The sequence below is a fragment of the Microbacterium sp. SSM24 genome, assembly GCF_025989145.1.
Classification (GTDB): domain Bacteria; phylum Actinomycetota; class Actinomycetes; order Actinomycetales; family Microbacteriaceae; genus Microbacterium.
Genome location: NZ_JAPDNQ010000001.1, coordinates 2222559 through 2240439, shown reverse-complemented (window position 1 = coordinate 2240439; position 17881 = coordinate 2222559). Strand labels below are relative to the sequence as shown.

Annotated in this window: 14 protein-coding genes; 6 read left to right on the top strand and 8 right to left on the bottom strand. The window is 68.8% G+C overall.

Annotated elements, in window-relative coordinates; all coding sequences use genetic code 11:
• Positions 1-5: 5 nt before the first annotated feature.
• Genes OL358_RS10370 through OL358_RS10360 form a run of 3 tightly spaced genes read right to left on the bottom strand, consistent with a single transcriptional unit; the run spans position 6 to position 3690 of the window.
• A complete protein-coding gene (locus OL358_RS10370) occupies positions 6-2144 on the bottom strand; it encodes an acyltransferase family protein (RefSeq protein ID WP_264709892.1) in 2139 nt (712 codons plus the stop codon).
• Positions 2141-2884, bottom strand: a complete 744-nt coding sequence (locus tag OL358_RS10365) for an ABC transporter ATP-binding protein (protein WP_264709891.1) — start codon at positions 2882-2884, stop codon at positions 2141-2143. Before OL358_RS10365 ends, OL358_RS10370 begins: the two co-directional genes overlap by 4 nt.
• Positions 2884-3690, bottom strand: coding sequence for an ABC transporter permease (locus OL358_RS10360; protein WP_264709890.1), 807 nt, complete (start codon positions 3688-3690; stop codon positions 2884-2886). The genes OL358_RS10365 and OL358_RS10360 overlap by 1 nt, the downstream gene beginning before the upstream one ends.
• A 165-nt stretch (positions 3691-3855) precedes the next feature.
• On the opposite strand from OL358_RS10360, the gene OL358_RS10355 reads away from it, so the two are divergent.
• The gene (locus OL358_RS10355) at positions 3856-5085 is read left to right on the top strand and encodes a CAP domain-containing protein (protein WP_264709889.1); all 1230 of its coding nucleotides are present in this window, start codon (positions 3856-3858) and stop codon (positions 5083-5085) included.
• A gap of 45 nt (positions 5086-5130) precedes the next feature.
• On the opposite strand, the gene glf is transcribed toward OL358_RS10355, so the two are convergent.
• Genes glf through OL358_RS10335 form a run of 4 tightly spaced genes read right to left on the bottom strand, consistent with a single transcriptional unit; the run spans position 5131 to position 9443 of the window.
• Positions 5131-6267 carry a UDP-galactopyranose mutase gene (glf, locus tag OL358_RS10350; protein WP_264709888.1) on the bottom strand — a complete coding sequence of 379 codons (1137 nt, stop codon included), beginning with the start codon at positions 6265-6267 and terminating at the stop codon, positions 5131-5133.
• Between the two features lie 9 nt (positions 6268-6276).
• Positions 6277-7383 (bottom strand): glycosyltransferase, encoded by a 1107-nt coding sequence (locus tag OL358_RS10345; RefSeq protein ID WP_264709887.1) that lies wholly within the window; start codon positions 7381-7383, stop codon positions 6277-6279.
• Positions 7380-8357, bottom strand: coding sequence for a lysylphosphatidylglycerol synthase domain-containing protein (locus OL358_RS10340; RefSeq protein ID WP_264709886.1), 978 nt, complete (start codon positions 8355-8357; stop codon positions 7380-7382). The genes OL358_RS10345 and OL358_RS10340 overlap by 4 nt, the downstream gene beginning before the upstream one ends.
• A gap of 6 nt (positions 8358-8363) precedes the next feature.
• Positions 8364-9443: a glycosyltransferase family 2 protein gene (locus OL358_RS10335; RefSeq protein WP_264709885.1), complete on the bottom strand. Its 1080-nt coding sequence runs from the start codon at positions 9441-9443 to the stop codon at positions 8364-8366.
• A 209-nt stretch (positions 9444-9652) separates the two neighbouring features.
• On the opposite strand from OL358_RS10335, the gene gmd reads away from it, so the two are divergent.
• The 3 genes from gmd to OL358_RS10320 are packed head-to-tail and all read left to right on the top strand — an operon-like array spanning position 9653 to position 12813.
• A complete protein-coding gene (gmd, locus tag OL358_RS10330; RefSeq protein ID WP_264709884.1) occupies positions 9653-10681 on the top strand; it encodes a GDP-mannose 4,6-dehydratase in 1029 nt (342 codons plus the stop codon).
• A 6-nt stretch (positions 10682-10687) separates the two neighbouring features.
• The gene (locus OL358_RS10325; RefSeq protein ID WP_264709883.1) at positions 10688-11626 is read left to right on the top strand and encodes an NAD-dependent epimerase/dehydratase family protein; all 939 of its coding nucleotides are present in this window, start codon (positions 10688-10690) and stop codon (positions 11624-11626) included.
• Positions 11623-12813 (top strand): DegT/DnrJ/EryC1/StrS family aminotransferase, encoded by a 1191-nt coding sequence (locus tag OL358_RS10320; protein WP_264709882.1) that lies wholly within the window; start codon positions 11623-11625, stop codon positions 12811-12813. Before OL358_RS10325 ends, OL358_RS10320 begins: the two co-directional genes overlap by 4 nt.
• A gap of 28 nt (positions 12814-12841) precedes the next feature.
• Here the strand turns inward: OL358_RS10320 and OL358_RS10315 are convergent, their stop codons facing one another.
• The gene (locus OL358_RS10315; RefSeq protein WP_264709881.1) at positions 12842-14713 is read right to left on the bottom strand and encodes a glycosyltransferase; all 1872 of its coding nucleotides are present in this window, start codon (positions 14711-14713) and stop codon (positions 12842-12844) included.
• Positions 14714-14920: 207 nt separating this feature from the next.
• Here OL358_RS10315 and OL358_RS10310 point away from each other — a divergent pair, with 207 nt between their 5' ends.
• Together OL358_RS10310 and OL358_RS10305 are read left to right on the top strand one after the other, a co-directional pair.
• Positions 14921-16426 carry a DUF2142 domain-containing protein gene (locus OL358_RS10310; RefSeq protein WP_264709880.1) on the top strand — a complete coding sequence of 502 codons (1506 nt, stop codon included), beginning with the start codon at positions 14921-14923 and terminating at the stop codon, positions 16424-16426.
• Positions 16423-17838 carry a glycosyltransferase family 4 protein gene (locus OL358_RS10305; RefSeq protein WP_264709879.1) on the top strand — a complete coding sequence of 472 codons (1416 nt, stop codon included), beginning with the start codon at positions 16423-16425 and terminating at the stop codon, positions 17836-17838. The genes OL358_RS10310 and OL358_RS10305 overlap by 4 nt, the downstream gene beginning before the upstream one ends.
• Positions 17839-17881: the final 43 nt, after the last annotated feature.

Sequence of the window (17881 nt, the reverse complement as noted above, 5' to 3'; positions counted from 1 at the left end):
CGTCGTCACGGAGCGAGCGACTGCTGGAGCTCGCGCTCGAGGTAGGGCCGAAGGGTCTGCGCGAAGGTCGCGGTCAGATGCGAGCCGTCCCGCGAGACGATCACGCCGCCGACCACGAGTGAGCACCAGGTGGGATCGCACATGTAGTCGGTCAGATCGATCAGGCGCGCGTTCGGATCGAGCTCGACGGCATCCGCGAGCCCATCGTCGATCAGCGCCTCCTCGCGCGGAAGTCCGCACGCACCGGCCTCGACCCGGACGGGGTCGATCACGCAGGGCAGCGCCCCGATCGGAAAGATCGGATTGTCGCGGATGGCGAAGATCTCGATCGCCGGGTCGGGACGAGTGTCCCAGGCTCGCGCGAACCCCTCCGCCCGGACGTCGTCGGGCGACTCGCCCTCGGGAACGACGTACTCCGCGCGGCTCGAGTTCGTGACGATGACCCCGTCGAGATCCTGCTCCGCGATGTAGTCCTCGATGAAGGAGTTCCAGTCGGCGCATCCTTCGGTGGCCCCGAGGTTGTTCTGCACGCGCGTCGCATCCGTCCAATGGCAGCCCGGCCGCCCCGCGACGTCGATGCGCCAGCCGTTGTCGAGCGCGATCTGCTCGTACACGCCCACGAAGACGTTGTTGTGCGAGTCCCCCACGGCGAGCAGATGACGGGAGTAGCCTTCCGCCGGTCCCAGTGTGCAGACCGCGTACGGATGCTCGGGAAGCGAGCCCCAGCACTCCGGTCTGTTGTCGTCGTCCTCGGTCAGTCGGTCGTAGGCCGGAAGCAGCGCCGCGTCCGGATCAGCCGCATCGTGACACTCCGGGCGCAGCGGATCCAGTGCCGCGGCGCCGAGGCATGTGGCCTCCGCGGCGACCGGTGCGGGCGCCTCGGCCGCGGAGTCGGGCTCGGCGGCGCGCGGCGCGAGCAGCCCTGCCGTCGCGACGACGATGACGATGCCCACCGCGAGCAGCGCGACGCCTCCGGATGCGAGGGGCCGGGCTGTGCGGAGCCGGTTCGCGAGCGGGCGCTCCAGCAGACCCCAGGTGGCGACGGCCAGACCGACGGAGATGACGAGGACGAGCGCCGCACCCCGCCACCCCAGCACGCCGTCGACCCGCTGGGAGATCGCGAGGAAGGCGATCAGGACCGGCCAGTGCCAGAGATAGAGCGAGTACGACGTCTTGCTGAAGGCGCCGAACGCGCGGGAGCGCAGGACGACCTCCGGCCCCCGACCGTCCGCGCGGATGCTGAGGACGACGAGCGCCGCTCCTCCGACCGGCACCAGTGCCAGAGGTCCGGGATAGGCCTGCGCGCCGTCGATGATGACACCGCTCAGCAGCACCGCCGCGAGCCCCGTCCAGCCGAGGAGCGCCGAGGCACGTCGAGGCAGTCGCAGCCCCATCGCGAGCGCCCAGCCGATCATGAGCCCGAGCCCGAGCTCCCAGAAGCGCGCGAACGTGTCGAAGTACGCCACCGCGGGATCTGTGGCGTGGCGAACCGCGGCGTAGGCGAAGGAGCCGAGCACCGCGCCCGCGACGAGCAGCCGGACCACCGCGGGCGGCTTCCGCAGCCACCGCCGCGCCGCGAAGATCAGCGCGACGGCGAGCGGGACGACGATGATCAGCTGGCCCTGGATCGAGAGCGACCAGAAGTGCTGGACGGGACTCGTCTCCGGGCCGGCAGCCCCATAGGAGAGCTGCGATGCGATCAGCTGCCAGTTCTCGAGGTACACGGCGGAAGACACGACCTCGCGCATCGTCTGGTCGCGCTGCCAGGGAGGCAGGATCGTGAAGGACATCGCGACGACGGCCAGCAGCACGAGCGCGGCCGGCGGAGCGAGCCGCCCGAACGTTCGCGCCCAGCGCCGCCACACCGCTGCCGTCTCACCGCGCGCGATGGCCGACTCCAGAGAGAGCGCGAGCACGACGCCCGAGACGAAGAGGAACACGTCCACTCCGCCGGACACACGGCCCTGTCCGAACAGGTGGTAGACGACGACCAGCGTCAGCGCGATCGCACGGAGCCCGTCGATCTCCGGCAGACGCGCACGAGGTGGCGGCGCGGGCGGGGTCGGATCGACGGACGACCGCGTGCCCTCCGTCCCTGCCGAGCCCATCGGCCCGGCAGTTGTGACGGAGTCTGCAGGATTCACGTCGCGTAGTCCGCGTTGTACCTGTCGAGCACCTCGCCGATGGGGGCATCCATCTGCAGCCGGCCCTTGTCGAGGTAGAGGCCGCGTGTGCAGAAGCGGCGAAGATCACGCTCGCTGTGGCTGACGAAGAACAGCGTGCGCCCGTCGGCGAGCAGCTCGTCGATGCGCTTGTAGCACTTCTCCCGGAACGCCTTGTCGCCGACGGCGAGCACCTCGTCGACGAGGAGGATCGGCTCCTCGAGCTGGGAGACCACGGCGAACGCGAGCCGGACCTTCATGCCGTTGGACAGGTGCTTGTACGGCGTCTCGGTGAAGTCGCCGAGTTCGGCGAAGTCGATGATCCCGTCGAACCGGCGGGCGACCTCGGCCTTCGGCATCCCGTGAAGTCCCGCCGTCAGGCGCACGTTCTCGCGGACCGTCAGGTCGCCGACGAAACCACCGGTGATCTCGATGAGGGGCGCCACGCCGCCGTTGACCTCGACGGTGCCCTCGTCCTGAATGAGCACGCCCGCGACGAGCTTGAGCAGCGTGCTCTTCCCCTGTCCGTTACGGCCGACGACCCCGATCGACTCGCCGGGTCGAACATCGAACGTGACGTCACGCAGCGGCCAGAACTCGCCCGGCTTGCTGCGGCGGGACGCGTCGGCGAACAGGTCCTTGATGCTGCGGCGACCGCGCCGGTTGCGGCGGAACCGCACGCCGAGATCGCGCACTTCGATGGCGTGGCCGGATGCCGTCATCACAGCTCCTTCAGCAGGGGTCGTTCGAGCCGGCGGAAGACGAGGATGCCGAGTGCGAGGAAGCCGAAGCACATCACCGCCCCCACGCTGATGACCCACGGATCCCACTCGTCGGCGAAGAAGCCCACCCGGTAGAGCGCGAAGATCCCGGACAGCGGGTTGAACGCCGCGAGCGTCTCGAAGGCACCGGGCAGATCGGAGACCCCGTAGATCACCGGAGACGCGTAGAACAGCGCCCGGAGAATCAGCTTGGTGGTGCGCTCGAGGTCGGTCCAGATGACACACAGGGGCGCCACGAGCAGACCGAGCCCGACCAGAAGCACCGTCTGGAGCAGGACGGCCACCGGGAAGAGCAGGAGTCCCCAGTTCAGCTGCACCGGGTGGTCGCCGAAGGCGGCGATGACCACGAACAGGGCGAGCACGGGGAGCGAGCAGAGGAACTCGATCCCCTTCGAGAGCACGATGCGGTTCACCCAGATGGAGCGCGGGATGGCCGTCGAGCGCACGAGCCGCGCGTCCTTGTTGAAGGCGCGGGTGAAATCGGAGACCGTGGCATTGAACCACACCCAGGGCAGCAGCGCCGTGATGAGGAACACGATGTACGGCTCGTTGCCGACCGTCCTCTGGAAGATCTGGGTGAAGACGAACCAGTAGATCGCGCTCATCACGAGCGGGTCGAGAACAGACCACAGGTACCCCAGCGCGCTCGTGGCGTAGCGCACCTTGAGATCGCGCGCGGAGAGCAGCCACAACGAGTGGAGGTACCGCCTCGGCGATCCGGGCGCGCCGACTGCTGCGGTGGTCACCATGCGATTCTAGGGGCGCGGCGTCTGTGTGCTCGCCGTGCGCGTCCCCCGAAAGGAGGATATTGGCGGACGTTGTTTTCCGCTACGTTGACCGTAGGCGCTTGCCCCGGCGCCTCGGGCATCCCCAGGCCCGCCGATGTACGACCCAGCGTACGAAGGAGCGCCATGCGCGCACGCATCACCGCTGTCTTGCTGACCCTTTCCATCGTCACAGCCGCCACAGTGGTCACGGCCGCCCCAGCCCAAGCCGCCACCGGTACGTCCGCGACCGTGTTCAGTTTGACGAACGCACATCGGGCGAACGCTGGTTTGAAGCCGCTCATCTCCGACCCTGCACTCGATCGTGCCGCTCTCGCGTGGGCGCGCCACCTCGCCGCCACCTGCACGTTCACACACAGTACCTCCACGTGGCGCGCGGGACGCGTAAGCACGGCGGGGTGGTCAGCGACCGGCGAGAACATCGCCGCCGGGTATGCCACGCCGAACGCCGTCATGAGCGGGTGGATGGGTTCATCCGGCCACCGTGCGAACATCCTGAACTCGCGCTACACGGGCGTGGGCATCGGCTTCGCGACCGGAACGTGCTACCAGACGTACTGGGTGCAGGTCTTCGGAATGACCAAGACCGCCGCGCCCGCCGGCGCGGGAGACTCCGACGGCGACCTTCTCGCCGATGTCGTCGTGCGCGACGCCCAGGGACAGGTGATCCTCCAGCGCGGGAACGGCGCCGGAGGATGGCGCGGCTCTTCCGTCGTCGGCTCGGGCTGGCTCGCCGACGACAAGCTCGTCTCGCTCGGCGACTTCACCGGCGACGGCATCAACGACGTCGCCCGGGTCCGGAGCACCGGTTCGGTCGAGCTCCTGCGCGGCACCGGGAGCGGCACGTACGCGGCGCCCGCGGCGATCGGGACGCTCTGGCCCGGCTATCGCCATCTCATCGGCGGTCTCGACTTCAACGGCGATCGTCGCACCGACATCATCGGAGTCACTCCAGCGGGCACCATCCTGCTCCATGCCGGAACAGGGACGGGGAAGTTCGCCGCGACGGGGGTCCGCATCGGCGCAGGCTGGTCCAAGGTGACAGCGGCGTTCTATGCCGGCGACTTCAACGGCGACACCCGCGGCGACATCCTCACCCGGACGTCGGACGGACGGCTGTTCGTCAACACGACCACGGGGACCGGCGGCTGGGGCAAGGCTGCCGTCATCGGCAGCGGCTGGAACGCGATGACCGCGATCTTCAGCCCGGGCGACTTCGACGCGTCGGGCAAGCCGGACGTGATGGCGCGGCGCACGGACGGGACGGTCGTCCTCTACCGCGGGAACGGACGCGGCGGCTGGGCGAGCATCTCGAACATCGGGACCGGCTGGAACGCCTACAATGGATTCGGCTGATCCAGGCTCCCGCGTCGTGATCGGGGCTTCGCCGGCGCGGCGGCGTCAGGCGAGCTGGTTGTTCCACATGGACAGCGCAGCCCCGATGGCCATGTGCATGTCGAGGTACTGGTAGGTGCCCAGGCGACCGCCGAAGAGCACGTCCCGCTCGCCCTTGGCGAGCTCGCGGTACGCGACGAGGCCGGCGCGGTCCTCCGGGGTGTTCACCGGGTAGTACGGCTCGTCGTCTCGTGACGCGAAGCGCGAGAACTCGCGCATGATGACGGTCCGGTCCGTCGGGTACCGGTCGGCGCGTTCGGGATGGAAATGCCGGAACTCGTGGATCCGCGTGTACGGGACATCCGCGTCGGCATAGTTCATGACCGACGTGCCCTGGAAGTCGCCGACCTCGAGCACCTCCTGCTCGAGGTCGATCGTCCGCCATGACAGCGCACCCTCAGCGAAGTCGAAGTACCGGTCGACGGGTCCGGTGTACACGATCGGAAGCCGGCCGACGGTCGCCGACTTGTTGAGAGGCTGCGAGACGTCGAAGAAGTCGGTGTCGAGCTTCACGTCGATGTTCGGGTGATCGGCCATCCGCTCGAGCCAGGCGGTGTACCCGTCGGTGGGGAGCCCCTCCCACGTGTCGTTGAAGTACCGGTTGTCGTAGGTGTAGCGGACCGGGAGGCGGCTGATGACCTCGGCCGGCAGTTCCTTCGGGTCGGTCTGCCACTGCTTGGCGGTGTAGTCGCGGATGAACGCCTCGTAGAGGGGGCGGCCGATGAGCGCGATCCCCTTCTCTTCGAGGTTCGCCGCATCCTTCGCATCGAACTCGCCGGCGAGTTCGTGCACGAGCTGCCTCGCCTCGTCGGGCGAGTGCGCGGACTGGAAGAACTGGTTGATCGTTCCCAGGTTGATCGGCAGCGGGAACACGACGCCCTTGTGGTTCGTGTAGACGCGGTGCACGTAGTTCGTGAACGACGTGAAGCGGTTCACGTACTCCCACACACCCGGATTCGACGTGTGGAAGAGATGCGCGCCGTAGCGATGCACCTCGATCCCCGTCGTCGGCTCGTTCTCGCTGTACGCGTTTCCGCCGATGTGCGGGCGGCGATCGATGACGGTGACCTTGCGACCCGACGCCGCAGCGCGCTCCGCGATCGTGAGACCGAAGAAGCCCGAACCGACGATGAGAAGATCCATGACGTCCTCCTAAGACGTGGCCGGCAGGAACGTGTCGAGGATCGCCTGCGCCATCCGATCCCACGTGTTCTCGAGTGCGAAGGTACGCGCACCGACCGCGAGGGACTTCGCCTCGGCACGCGAGAACGCCGAGATCGCGGCGGCGAGCGACGCGGCGTCCCCGGGCTCGACGAGGAGCCCGGTGGTCTCGTCGACGACATCGACGAGGCCGCCCACCCTGCTCGCGATCACGGGCTTGCCGTAGTGGTAGGCCGCAGCGACGACCGCGCTTCCGGATGCGGAGAGGTACGGCAGCACGACAGCGTCGGCGCGCTCGAAGTACTCGGCTGCCTCATCGTCGCCGACGTACTGCATCACGACCTCGGCGCCGAGCGCCTCGGCCCGCGAACGGATCGCAGTCCCGTCCTCCCATGACTCTCCGACGACGCTCAGCGCGACATCCGGGTCGTCGACGATCTTCATCGCGTCCAGGAGCACGTCGAGGCCCTTGTACGGCCGGATGAAGCCGAAGAACAGCAGGTCCAGCCGGCCGCGCGGGGCGAGCTCGCCGCGGGCGGCCGGGAGATTGTCGTAGCTCGGGATCGGACGCCGCAGCACCGCGTGCCCCGGGAGCCGCGCGGACAGCTCCCGTGCGGTCGCCTCGGAGTGCACGACGAAGCCGTCGGCGCTGGCCAGCAGCGTGCTCCCGATCCGCTTGCGCAGCGCGCCCGCGCCGTGGTCTCCGATGTTGTGACACAGGAACACGACACGGATGCCGCGCCGGCGCAGGCGCTTGGCCATGTACGCGGTCCACGGCTGCCAGTAGAGCGTCCACCAGTTGAAGAGCACGAGATCGGGTTCGGTCGCCGCGATGCGGTCCGCCGTGCGTCGCCACGTCCGCGGGTCCGTCGCGTCCAAGTCGTACCAGACGCCGTCGATGGGAGCCTTGGCTGCGTCGACATCCGACTCGCCCGGGTACAGCGCCTTGGGATACTGCTTGCGGAACGAGACCACCTGCACGTCGGCGAGCGCGCCCAGCCGATCCGCCAGCGACTCGGTGTACTGGGCGATGCCGCCCCGGTACGGGCTGACGGGACCGACGACGCACACCGTGGGCCGGTTCTCCGATGCACTCATCGGGCACCCTCCTCGGAACGCTGCCGACGACGTGCAGAGCCCGCCACCCAGAACCCGATGCCGGCGAAGGCGACGTCGGCGAGGATCGTCAGCACGCGACTCAGCACCACGGCCGCGAGCACAGATCCCTCCGGCAGCAGGCCGCCGAGCGCGACGAGAACGATGACCTCGCGCACGCCCACGCCCGCGGGCGCGAACACCGCGACATACCCGACGGCCCACCCGAGCGCGGATGCGCCGATGCACACGAGCAGGGTGGACCACTCGGCATCCATGCCCATCCCGACGGCGATGATCCACAGCTGCACGCCCGAGGCCACCCACGCGGCCAGCGTCACGCCCGTCGCGCCGCCGAGGCCGCGATACGACATCGCCGAGGGCAGCCCCTCGCGGCGCAGGATCCGCATGCCCAGCGCGATCAAGCGGTTCATCACCGGCGGGAAGAGGCACAGGACGATGGGCGACAGCACGAGCGCGACCCACCACCAGTCCTGGGCGAGGCGGGGCGCGAAGAGGAAGGAGAGCGTGCCGACCGCGAAACCCGTGACGAGCGTGAGCACGCTCGCGACGGCGAGTGAGACGACGGTCGCGCGACGCGGAACGCGGTGGTTCGTTCCGAGCTCCGCACCGGCGACGATGTTCCACACCCCGCCGGGGACGTACTTGCCGAGCTGGCCGACGCCGTAGACGACGGTGGCCCCGCCCCACGTGATGCGCGCCCCCAGATCGTGGAGGATCACGCGCCAGGCGACGAACGTGAGAGCAAGGAAGACCATGCTCACCAGCAGGGCCACGACGACCGTCGACCACCCCGCGAGAGCCAGCGCCTCGGCGACGGCATCCCGCTGGATCCACAGCGCCCAGCACAGGAAGCCGACGGCGACGACGACGAAGCCCCAGCGCACCGTCCGCGAGCGGAGCACGCGCATCACTGCCGTCAGTCCCCGCGACCGCGGGGTGGGAGAAGAAGTCACCTCAGATCACACGCTCACATCGAGTTCGGCCACCGGCTCGGACGCTTCGTCGAGCAGGGTGATGCCCGGGAGGCGCGGACCGTCGATCTTCGTGATCGCGATCTCAGCAGGGGTCGTCGCCCCCGCGTGCGGCTCGATGATCCGCTCGGGCGCGTACTGCAGGACCTTGATCCGCTCCAGCGAGTCCTCGAGCAGGGTGCGGTTGGTGTGCAGCATGTCGGAGATCACCAGCAGGGCGATGCACAGCAGCGAGCCGACGAGCATCGCGCTTCCGAAGACGAGCGACTGGATGTGGTCTCCGGCCGCTCCCATCCACGTCAGCACGAGGAACCGGCCGAACGGGATCGCCGCGCCCAGGAAGAACAGGACGGCGAGGGTCAGGAAGACCGTGTGCGGCTTGAACATGATGTAGCTGCGCATGATCGCCTGACCGGAGCGGCCCATGTGCTGGAAGATGTTCTTGAACAGTCGGGACTCGCGCGTCTTCGCGTTCGTCTCGATCGGCACGCTGGCGATGCGCGGGCGCTTGTTGCCCGCCTGGATGATCGTCTCCATGCAGTAGCTGAACTGCGTGACGACGTTCAGGCGGATGAGCGCCGCGCGGGAGTATGCCCGGAATCCGCTCGCGGCATCCGGCAGGTCCGTCTCGGCGGCGAAGTTGACCACCGAGCTTCCGAAGCGCTGCATCAGCTTCTTGAAGGGCGAGAAGTGGGCGATGGTCTGCGTCTGGCGGTCGCCGATGACGATGTCGGCGTCGCCGCGCAGGATGGGCGCGACCAGGTCGCCGATGCGGTCCTGCGGGTACTGGTTGTCGCCGTCGGTGTTCACGACGATGTCGGCGCCGTGCTGGAGCGCGTAGTCGACGCCGTCGCGGAACGAGCGCGCCAGGCCCATGTTGCGGGTGTGGAACACGAAGTGCTCGACGCCGAGCTCGCGGGCGACCTCGAGCGTGCGGTCGGAGGATCCGTCGTCGATGATCAGGATGTGGATCTCGTCGACTCCAGGGATCTCACGGGGGATGCCCTCGAGAACCATCGGCAGGGTCTGCTCTTCATTCAGACACGGCACCTGGACAAAAAGCCTCATCGGCGTCCTTTCGGGGATGCGCCGGCTGACACCGACGCGACGATCGCGCATAGGCAATCGCCCTGCTGGTCCCCTGGATTCTACCCGGGGGTTCCTGTGAGCGAGGCTTCCGCGCCGTGACCCCGCGTGGGGCACGAGCGGCCAACGGGTAGACTTCTTTGGGCCTGTTCGGGCCGTGACACACACTGACAGCGATCGGATCGCCTCGCATGACACAAGAATCGGCAACCAAGCGCGCCCTCGTCACCGGTATCACAGGCCAGGACGGCAGCTACCTTGCGGAGCTCCTCCTCTCCAAGGGATATGAGGTTCATGGGCTCATTCGCCGCTCCTCGTCGTTCAACACGCAGCGGATCGATCACGTCTATCAGACCGCGCAGGACCCGAACCATCGCCTGTTCCTGCACTTCGGCGACCTGTCCGACGGCTCGCGCCTCGTCACGCTGCTCAACGAGATCCAGCCGCACGAGGTCTACAACCTCGCTGCGCAGTCGCACGTGCGCGTGAGCTTCGACGAGCCCGAGTACACCGGCGACATCACCGGCCTCGGCACCATCCGCCTGCTCGACGCCGTGCGTGCCGCGCACATCGACTGCCGCTTCTACCAGGCGTCCAGCTCCGAGATGTTCGGCGCGTCCCCGCCGCCGCAGAGCGAGCAGACGCCGTTCTACCCGCGCTCCCCCTACGGCGTCGCGAAGGTGTACTCGTACTGGATCACCCGCAACTACCGCGAGGCCTACGGGCTCTTCGCCGTGAACGGCATCCTCTTCAACCACGAGTCGCCGCGTCGCGGCGGCACGTTCGTCACCCGCAAGATCACGCGCGCCGCGGCGCGCATCAAGGCGGGACTGCAGGACACGCTCTTCCTCGGCAACCTCGACGCCGTGCGCGACTGGGGCTACGCGCCCGAGTACGTGGAGGGCATGTGGCGGATGCTGCAGCACGACGAGCCCACGGACTACGTCCTCGCCACGAACACGGCGTACACGGTTCGCGACTTCCTCGCGTTCTCGTTCGAGCGGGTCGGCCTCGACTGGGAGAAGTACGTCCGGTTCGACGAGCGCTACCTGCGCCCGACCGAGGTCGACGCGCTCATCGGAGACTACGGCCGCGCGAAGGATCTGCTCGGCTGGGAGCCCAAGGTGCTCACGCCGCGTCTCGCGCAGATCATGGTCGACGCGGACGTCGCGGCACTGGAAGTCGAAGGCACTCACTTCGTCGACCAGGTCCAGAGCTGACCCCACGTGCGCGCGCTGTTGACCGGCGGCGGCGGGATGCTCGGCTCGAGCATCGCCGCGGCATGGCGGGTCGTACGCCCGGATGATGAGCTCGTCGTCCTGACCCGACTCGAGGCCGATCTTCGCGACTCCGTCGCGACGCGCGAAGCGATCGCTCACGCCCGACCCGACGTCGTCATCCACACGGCGGCGTTCGTCGGAGGAATCGGCGACAAGACCGCCCGGCCGCTCCCCTACCTGATGGAGAACCTGCGCATCGATGCGTCGGTGCTCGATGCGGTCGTCGCCGAAGAGGTCCCCCGGTACGTCTACACGGCGAGCGCCGCGGCGTACCCCGCCGCCGCACCGAACCCGATCGATGAGTCCGCGCTGTTCTCCGGCCGACTCGAGCCTGCGAACGAGGGCTACGGCCTCGCGAAGCTCACCGGTCTCACCGCGGTCGGTTACGCGGCGCGCCAGACCGGCCGGCACTATCGCTCGATCCTGCCGTCGAATCTGTACGGGCCGGGCGACACGTTCGACCCGAGCCGCGCTCACCTGATCGCCTCGACACTGCGCAAGACCCATGACGCGAAGGTGTCGGGGTCCGGCGAGGTGGAGGTCTGGGGCGACGGCACCGCACGTCGCGAGTTCACGTTCGCGCCCGACCTCGCGGCGTGGCTCGTCCGCGAGATCGAGACCGTGGAATCCTGGCCGGGCGTGATGAACATCGGCGCCGGCGACGACCACACCATCCGCGAGTTCTACGAGTTCGCCGCCGACGTCGTCGGATACGAGGGCGACCTCGTCTTCGACCCCTCCCGCCCCAGCGGTGTGCCCCGCCGGCTCATAGACTCGTCGCTGGCGCGAGCGCACGGATGGCGCGCGACGACCGCGATGGTCGACGGCATGGCCGAGACCTATCGCGCCTTCCTTTCCCGCCCCGCGAACGGAGATCGCTCATGACGCGCCCCACGCCCGCCTATCCCCTTGCCACGACGACCTGGGACGACGCAGAATACGCCGCCCTTCAGCGCGTGATCGAAAGCGGCCGGTTCACGATGGGTCCGCTGGTGAAAGAGTTCGAAGCCGCCTTCGCGGCGCACTTCGGATCGTCCTTCGGCGTGATGGTCAACTCCGGGAGCTCGGCGAACCTCATCGCCGTGGCAGCAGCCGTGCTCGATCCGCGCATCGATCTGTCGCGCGGCGACGAGGTCATCGTGCCGGCCGTCTCCTGGCCGACCACCTACTACCCGCTCAGCCAGTACGGCCTGCGTCCCCGGTTCGTCGACATCGACATCGACACCCTCAATCTCGACCTCGATCTGGTCGAGGCGGCGATCGGCCCGAGGACGAAGGCGATCTTCGCGGTCAACCTGCTGGGCAACCCGAACGACTTCACTCGGCTCCGCGCCATCGCCGAGCGCCACGGCCTGGTCCTCCTTGAGGACAACTGCGAGTCGCTGGGAGCCGTGCACGACGGCATCGCGGCGGGGACGGCGGGCCTCGCCGGCACCTTCAGCTCGTTCTTCTCGCACCACATCGCCACGATGGAGGGCGGCGTGATCCTCACCGATGACGAGCAGCTGTATCAGGAGATGATCTCGCTGCGCGCGCACGGCTGGACCCGCGAGCTCCCTCAGGACAACCACGTTCACGCCAAGTCGGGCGACACCTGGGAGGATCTCTTCCGCTTCGTCCTGCCGGGCTACAACGTGCGTCCGCTCGAGATGGAGGGCGCGCTCGGACTCGAGCAGCTCAAGAAGGTCCCCGCGCTCATCGAGGGACGCCGTCGGAATGCCGCGTACTTCGCGGAGCGGTTCGCCGGCATCGAGGGGATCAGGACCCAGCGGGAGACCGGCCAGAGCAGCTGGTTCGGCTTCTCGATGGTCCTCGAGGGTCGCCTCGCCGGCCGTCGTCGCGAACTCGTGCGCGCCTTCGACGAGGCGGGCGTGGAGTCGCGCCCCATCGTCGCCGGGAACTTCGCACGCAACCCCGTCATCGCCCACCTGGACGCGATCGTCCCGGACGAGCTCCCTGCCGCCGACAAGGTGGACGTCGACGGCCTGTTCGTGGGCAACCACCACTACCCGGTCGACGGTGGCATCGATCTGGTCGCCGAGGTCGCAGAGCGGGTCGCCCGCTCCGTCTGACCGGCGCCCGGCGCGGCCGCCGAGCGCCTCAGGCGCCGGCGGCCGGGCCGGAGTCTGCGATCTCCGTCGGCGCCGCGCCCGCCAGCGTGGCCGCCCAGCTCTCCCGGGTGGTCAGCGGCGCGTTGCGGTAGGCCGCCTGCAGCCCCGACCACTCGCGCCTGAGCGCGCGGTGCAGGCGGAAGCTGTCGACGACCTGCCGACGGAAGCGGGACCGATCGCGCAGGTAGCGGCGCTCGACACCGGTCTGCGCCAGCGTGACGATGGCCGAGTCGAACGCCGCGAGCCGCCACCACTTGGCTTCGCTCGCGGGGACGTGCACCTCGGCCGACTGAGCCGGCGCGGACCGAGGCCGACGGAACCAGCCGAAGACGAGTGAACTCGTCATGGTCGCCGCCAGCCGGATCCCGGATGGCGCGGGCGAATCCGCCTCCCAGCGGTCCGTCCGGGTCGCGCGGAACGTGCCCGTGGTCGCCTGGGTCTCGGGGAACTCCCGGGCCATCTCCCGCAGACGCGGCAGGATCACGGCGAGTTCGGAGTGCATGTGATCGGGGCCGGCGAGCACGGATCGAAGCGCCAGATGGCGGATCGCCACGGGGTAGTACTGCATGGCCATGAAGTGCTTCAGGTCGACGCGCCTGCTGTGCTCGATGAGCGTGCCGCCGCGTGGTGCGGACGAATGCAGCAGGGCCGTGACGATGCGGTTCCGCGCGTGGAAGTAGGCCTGCCAGTCGATCTGGTCGTCCTTGCCCACCCACGCCACATGCCAGAGCGCGGCGCCTGGAAGCGATACCGTCGCGATTCCGTTCTCCCGTGCGCGCAGACCGTACTCCGCGTCGTCCCACTTGATGAAGGCGGGCAGCGGATAGCCGATCCGCTCGATGGTGCGGCGAGGGATCAGGCACATCCACCAGCCGTTGTAATCCGCCTGCTCCGCCCGGTGGAGCAGCGGGATGTCGCGAAGGTCCGCATCGGCGAAGTCCACCGGCATCCGATCCTCGTTCAGCGGGTGCCACATGAACGGCTTCTCGTCCACCACCTCCGCCCACGCGTACAACTTGGTCGGGGACAGGAGATCCAGCATGTGGCCGCCGACGATCGTCTCCCGCGAGCAGTACGCGGCGAACATCACCGCGCGGCGGATCGCCTCCGGCTCCACGCGCACGTCGTCGTCGAGGAGCAGGACGAACTCGGCCTCCGCCCGAGCGACGGACTCCGCCATCACCCGCGCGAACCCGCCCGAGCCGCCGAGGTTCTCCTGCCGGAGGACGCTCATGCGCGAGCCGAGCCGCGCTGCGGCGGCGCGGTACCCCGGGTCGTCGACGACCAGTCGCGAGCCCTGATCGACGATGAGAACGCGCGGGACGATCTCGTCGAGCTCTTCGGCGTCGCCGAGCGCCCGCAGCGTGCGGACGCACCAGTCCGGCTTGTCGATCGTGGTGATCCCGACGCTCGCGGTTGGCGGCCGGTGCGGCTCGCGATCGGTGTCCCATGTCGCTGCGGTGAGGGTCGCATCGTGCTCGCCGGCGATCAGGTCGAACCAGAGCCATCCGGTCGACCCGGCCTCCCCCAGCGGCAGATCGACCGACACGCTTCCGGACACGATCGCGCGCTCGTCGACGATCGCCGTGTCGCCATCGCGATTCGAACGGTGCACCCGCAGCGTGCCCGGAGCGGTCGTCCGGACGGTGAGGCGGACCTCGACGAGGTCTGTCGAGCGCGACCAGTACGCGGCGGGAAAGGCGTTGAAGTACGTCGCGAAGGATGCCGTCGCCCCGGCCGACACCCGGAGTTCGCTGCGTCCGCGCAGCTCGGCGACGCCGGGTTCCGCCGCGAGGTAGAGGCGACCCAGGTCGCGGTCGTCACCGAAAGGGAGGACGAGGTTCTGAAGGACATGCCTCATGTGCGATCGCCCGCACCGCGGCGGGCCCTTCCTGTGGCGGGATTTCATCGGGGGCGCATTCAGTCTGCCACCCGTCGATGGGCGTTCCGTCAGCGGCGGCACTCACCGGTCACGCGGATGCCATCCGGTATCATCGCGGAGGACTCTGCCGACTCGGGTGCCAGCACGGCGCGCTCGGAGTGAGACGACCCGAAGAGGATTCACGAGATGACTTCGCACGAGATCGCCGTCGAGGCGCCCTCGCATCCGCCCGTCACCAAGCGCGAATGGCTGGTGCTCGGTGCGATCACCGCGGCATTCGTGATGATCGTGACCTTCTGGGCGGTCTTCACACCCCTGCACGACGCCCCCGACGAGCCGATCCACTTCAACTCGGCCGTGCGCCTCGCCGAGGGCGGAGGATGGCCCGATCCCGGCGACGCCGAGATGGACCGCATGATCCTGCAGTCCCGCGCCGAGGCGAAGATCCCGGCGGCTGAGCGATCGACCTTGGCCGAGCTCCGCGAGAACTACACGGGTTACCACGGCGTCGACCAGATGACGCAGCATCCGCCGCTCTACTACGCGTACGTCGCGGTCGTCCTCAACGCGGTCGACTTCATGAACATCCGCTCCGACATCGCGCTGGTCATCGCGCGGCTCGCCGGGGTGCTCTTCATCGTCCCGCTCCCCTACTTCGCCTGGAACAGCGTGCGGCGCATCACGCGCTCGCCGAAGGCCGGCATCATCGCCGCCGCGAGCCTGTTCGCCGTCCCGCAGCTCGCGCACATCGCCGGATCGGTGTCGAACGACGGCATGACGATCCTCTTCTGCTCGGCGGTGATCTGGCTGAGTGTGCGCGCGATGACGGGCGACACACGCTGGTGGGTGACGGTGGGAACGGGGCTCGCGCTCGGGCTCGGACTCCTGGTCAAGGGGACCGCTGTGCCCATGGTGGCGTTCGCCGCGGTGGTCCTGCTGATCTGGCCGCGGGAGCTCGGCTTCACGACGCGCCTGCTGCGCACCGCCACCGCGATGGCCATCGCTCTCATCGGCGGGTGGTGGTGGATGCGCAATCTGCTGGTCTACGGCTCGCTGCAGCCCGCGGGCCTCGTCTACCCGGACGCGCCCTGGCCCGAGGGCTCCGGACCGAGCGCGATCTGGTTCGCCGATCAGGCCTGGGGACGGATCTCGAACAGCTTCTGGGGCAACTTCGGCTGGCTCAGCCACCCCCTGCCCGTCTTCCTCACCTCCATCCTCACCGTGGTCTGCATCGCCGTGGTGCTGGCCTTCGCCTTCCGCAGCCGCGCCGACCGGGGCAAGATGATCACCCTGGCCGCGCTCCCGGTCCTGCTCACCCTGGCGCTGCTCACGCAGACCTGGCCGAGCTACGTGCGCACCCAGCTGCCCGCGGGTCTTCAGGGCCGGTACTTCTTCGTGGTCCTCATCGCCCTCATCGTGCTGAGCGCGGTGGCATGGCGGAACCTCGTCGAGCCGCGTAATCGCGTGCGGGTCGGGATCGGCCTCGTCATCTTCTTCGCCGCCATGTCGGTGCTGGGTCTCGCGGTCGAGTACCGCGCGGTCTACCACGGCGTGAGCGACTGGCTGGCCCGTTCGCCGATCGGGGCGCCGGGCACGATCATCCTCGTGATCCTCACCGCCGGCGTGTGTGTGCTGGCGATGGTGCAGACGGTGCGATTCGTCCGCCATCGCGCACGGAGCATCGAGGCATGACCTCGGAGCCGCAGTCTCCTCCCGCGCCGCGGACCCGCGTGCTCATCATGACGGGCGACCTCATCCGCGCGCGCATGGCCGGTCCCGCGATCCGCGTGTGGAACATGGCCACGGTGCTGTCCGCGCACTGCGATGTGCGGATCGTGTCGTGGTCGCGCATCGAGCGCACCTCCGAAGACTTCGAGCTCCACTTCGTGCACGAGCGCGACGACGCGGCGATGGGCGCGCACGAGGAGTGGGCCGATGTGATCATCGTCCAGGGCACGGCCTTCCGCGTGTTCCCGAGCATCGCGCGCACCGACAAGGTCGTCGTCGCCGACCTGTACGACCCGTTCCATCTGGAGCAGCTCGAGCAGAACAAGCACGCCGATCCCACCGAATGGGAGGAAGAGGTCGCCAAGGCGGTCTCGCTCCTGAACGAGCAGCTGCTCCGCGCGGACTGCGTCCTGTGCGCTTCCGAGCGTCAGCGCGATCTCTGGTTCGGTGCCCTGTCCGCTCTCGGTCGCATCAACCCGCTCACCTACACGGCCGACCCCACGTTCGAGTCCATCGTGCGCATCGTCCCGTTCGGCCTGCCCGCCGAGGCTCCGACGCAGACGCGGCACGCGCTCAAGGGGACGGTGCCGGGGATCGCGGCCGACGACAAGGTGCTGATCTGGGGCGGCGGCATCTACGAGTGGTTCGACCCGGTGACTCTGGTCCGCGCGATGAAGCTCGTCGTGGCCGAGCGTCCCGAGACGAAGCTCTTCTTCCTCAGCGCGCGCCACTTCAACCCGGACGTCCCCGAGATGAAGGTGCTCGGCGACACCCTCGAGGTCTCCGACGAGCTCGAGCTCACCGATCGCCACGTGTTCTTCAACGACAGCTGGGTCGACTACGAGGACCGCGTCAACTTCCTGCTGGATGCCGACGCCGGCGTGAGCACGCATCCGATCCACCTCGAGACGAGGTTCTCCTTCCGCACGCGGATCCTGGACTACCTGTGGGCGCGCCTGCCGATCATCGCGACGGACGGTGACAGCTTCGCCGACATCGTGCGCGCGCATCGGCTCGGGGCCGTCGTGCCGCCGGAGGATCCGCGGGCGCTGGCCGACGCGATCCTCGCCGTGCTGTACGACGACGAGGTGCGCGCTCGCGCGATCGCCGGTCTCGAGCGCGTCCGCGTGGACTTCGCGTGGGAGCAGGCGCTGCAGCCGCTCGTCGACTTCTGCACGACACCTCGACGCGCGGCGGACCGGGGGGCGACGGGCGCGCGGCCCGGTTCCGGCCAGGAAGCCTTCGGTCGCATCCTGGAGATGCCCAAGGGGCCGCGGCGCGACCTCTCCCTCTTCCTCTACTATCTCCGGTCCGGCGGCTGGAGCCGCGTCCGCGCCAAGCTCGAGGATCGGCGCGAGCGCCTCTCACGGCGGTGAGCCGACCGTCCTCACAGACGGCGCCCAGCGGGCCCCAAGGTAT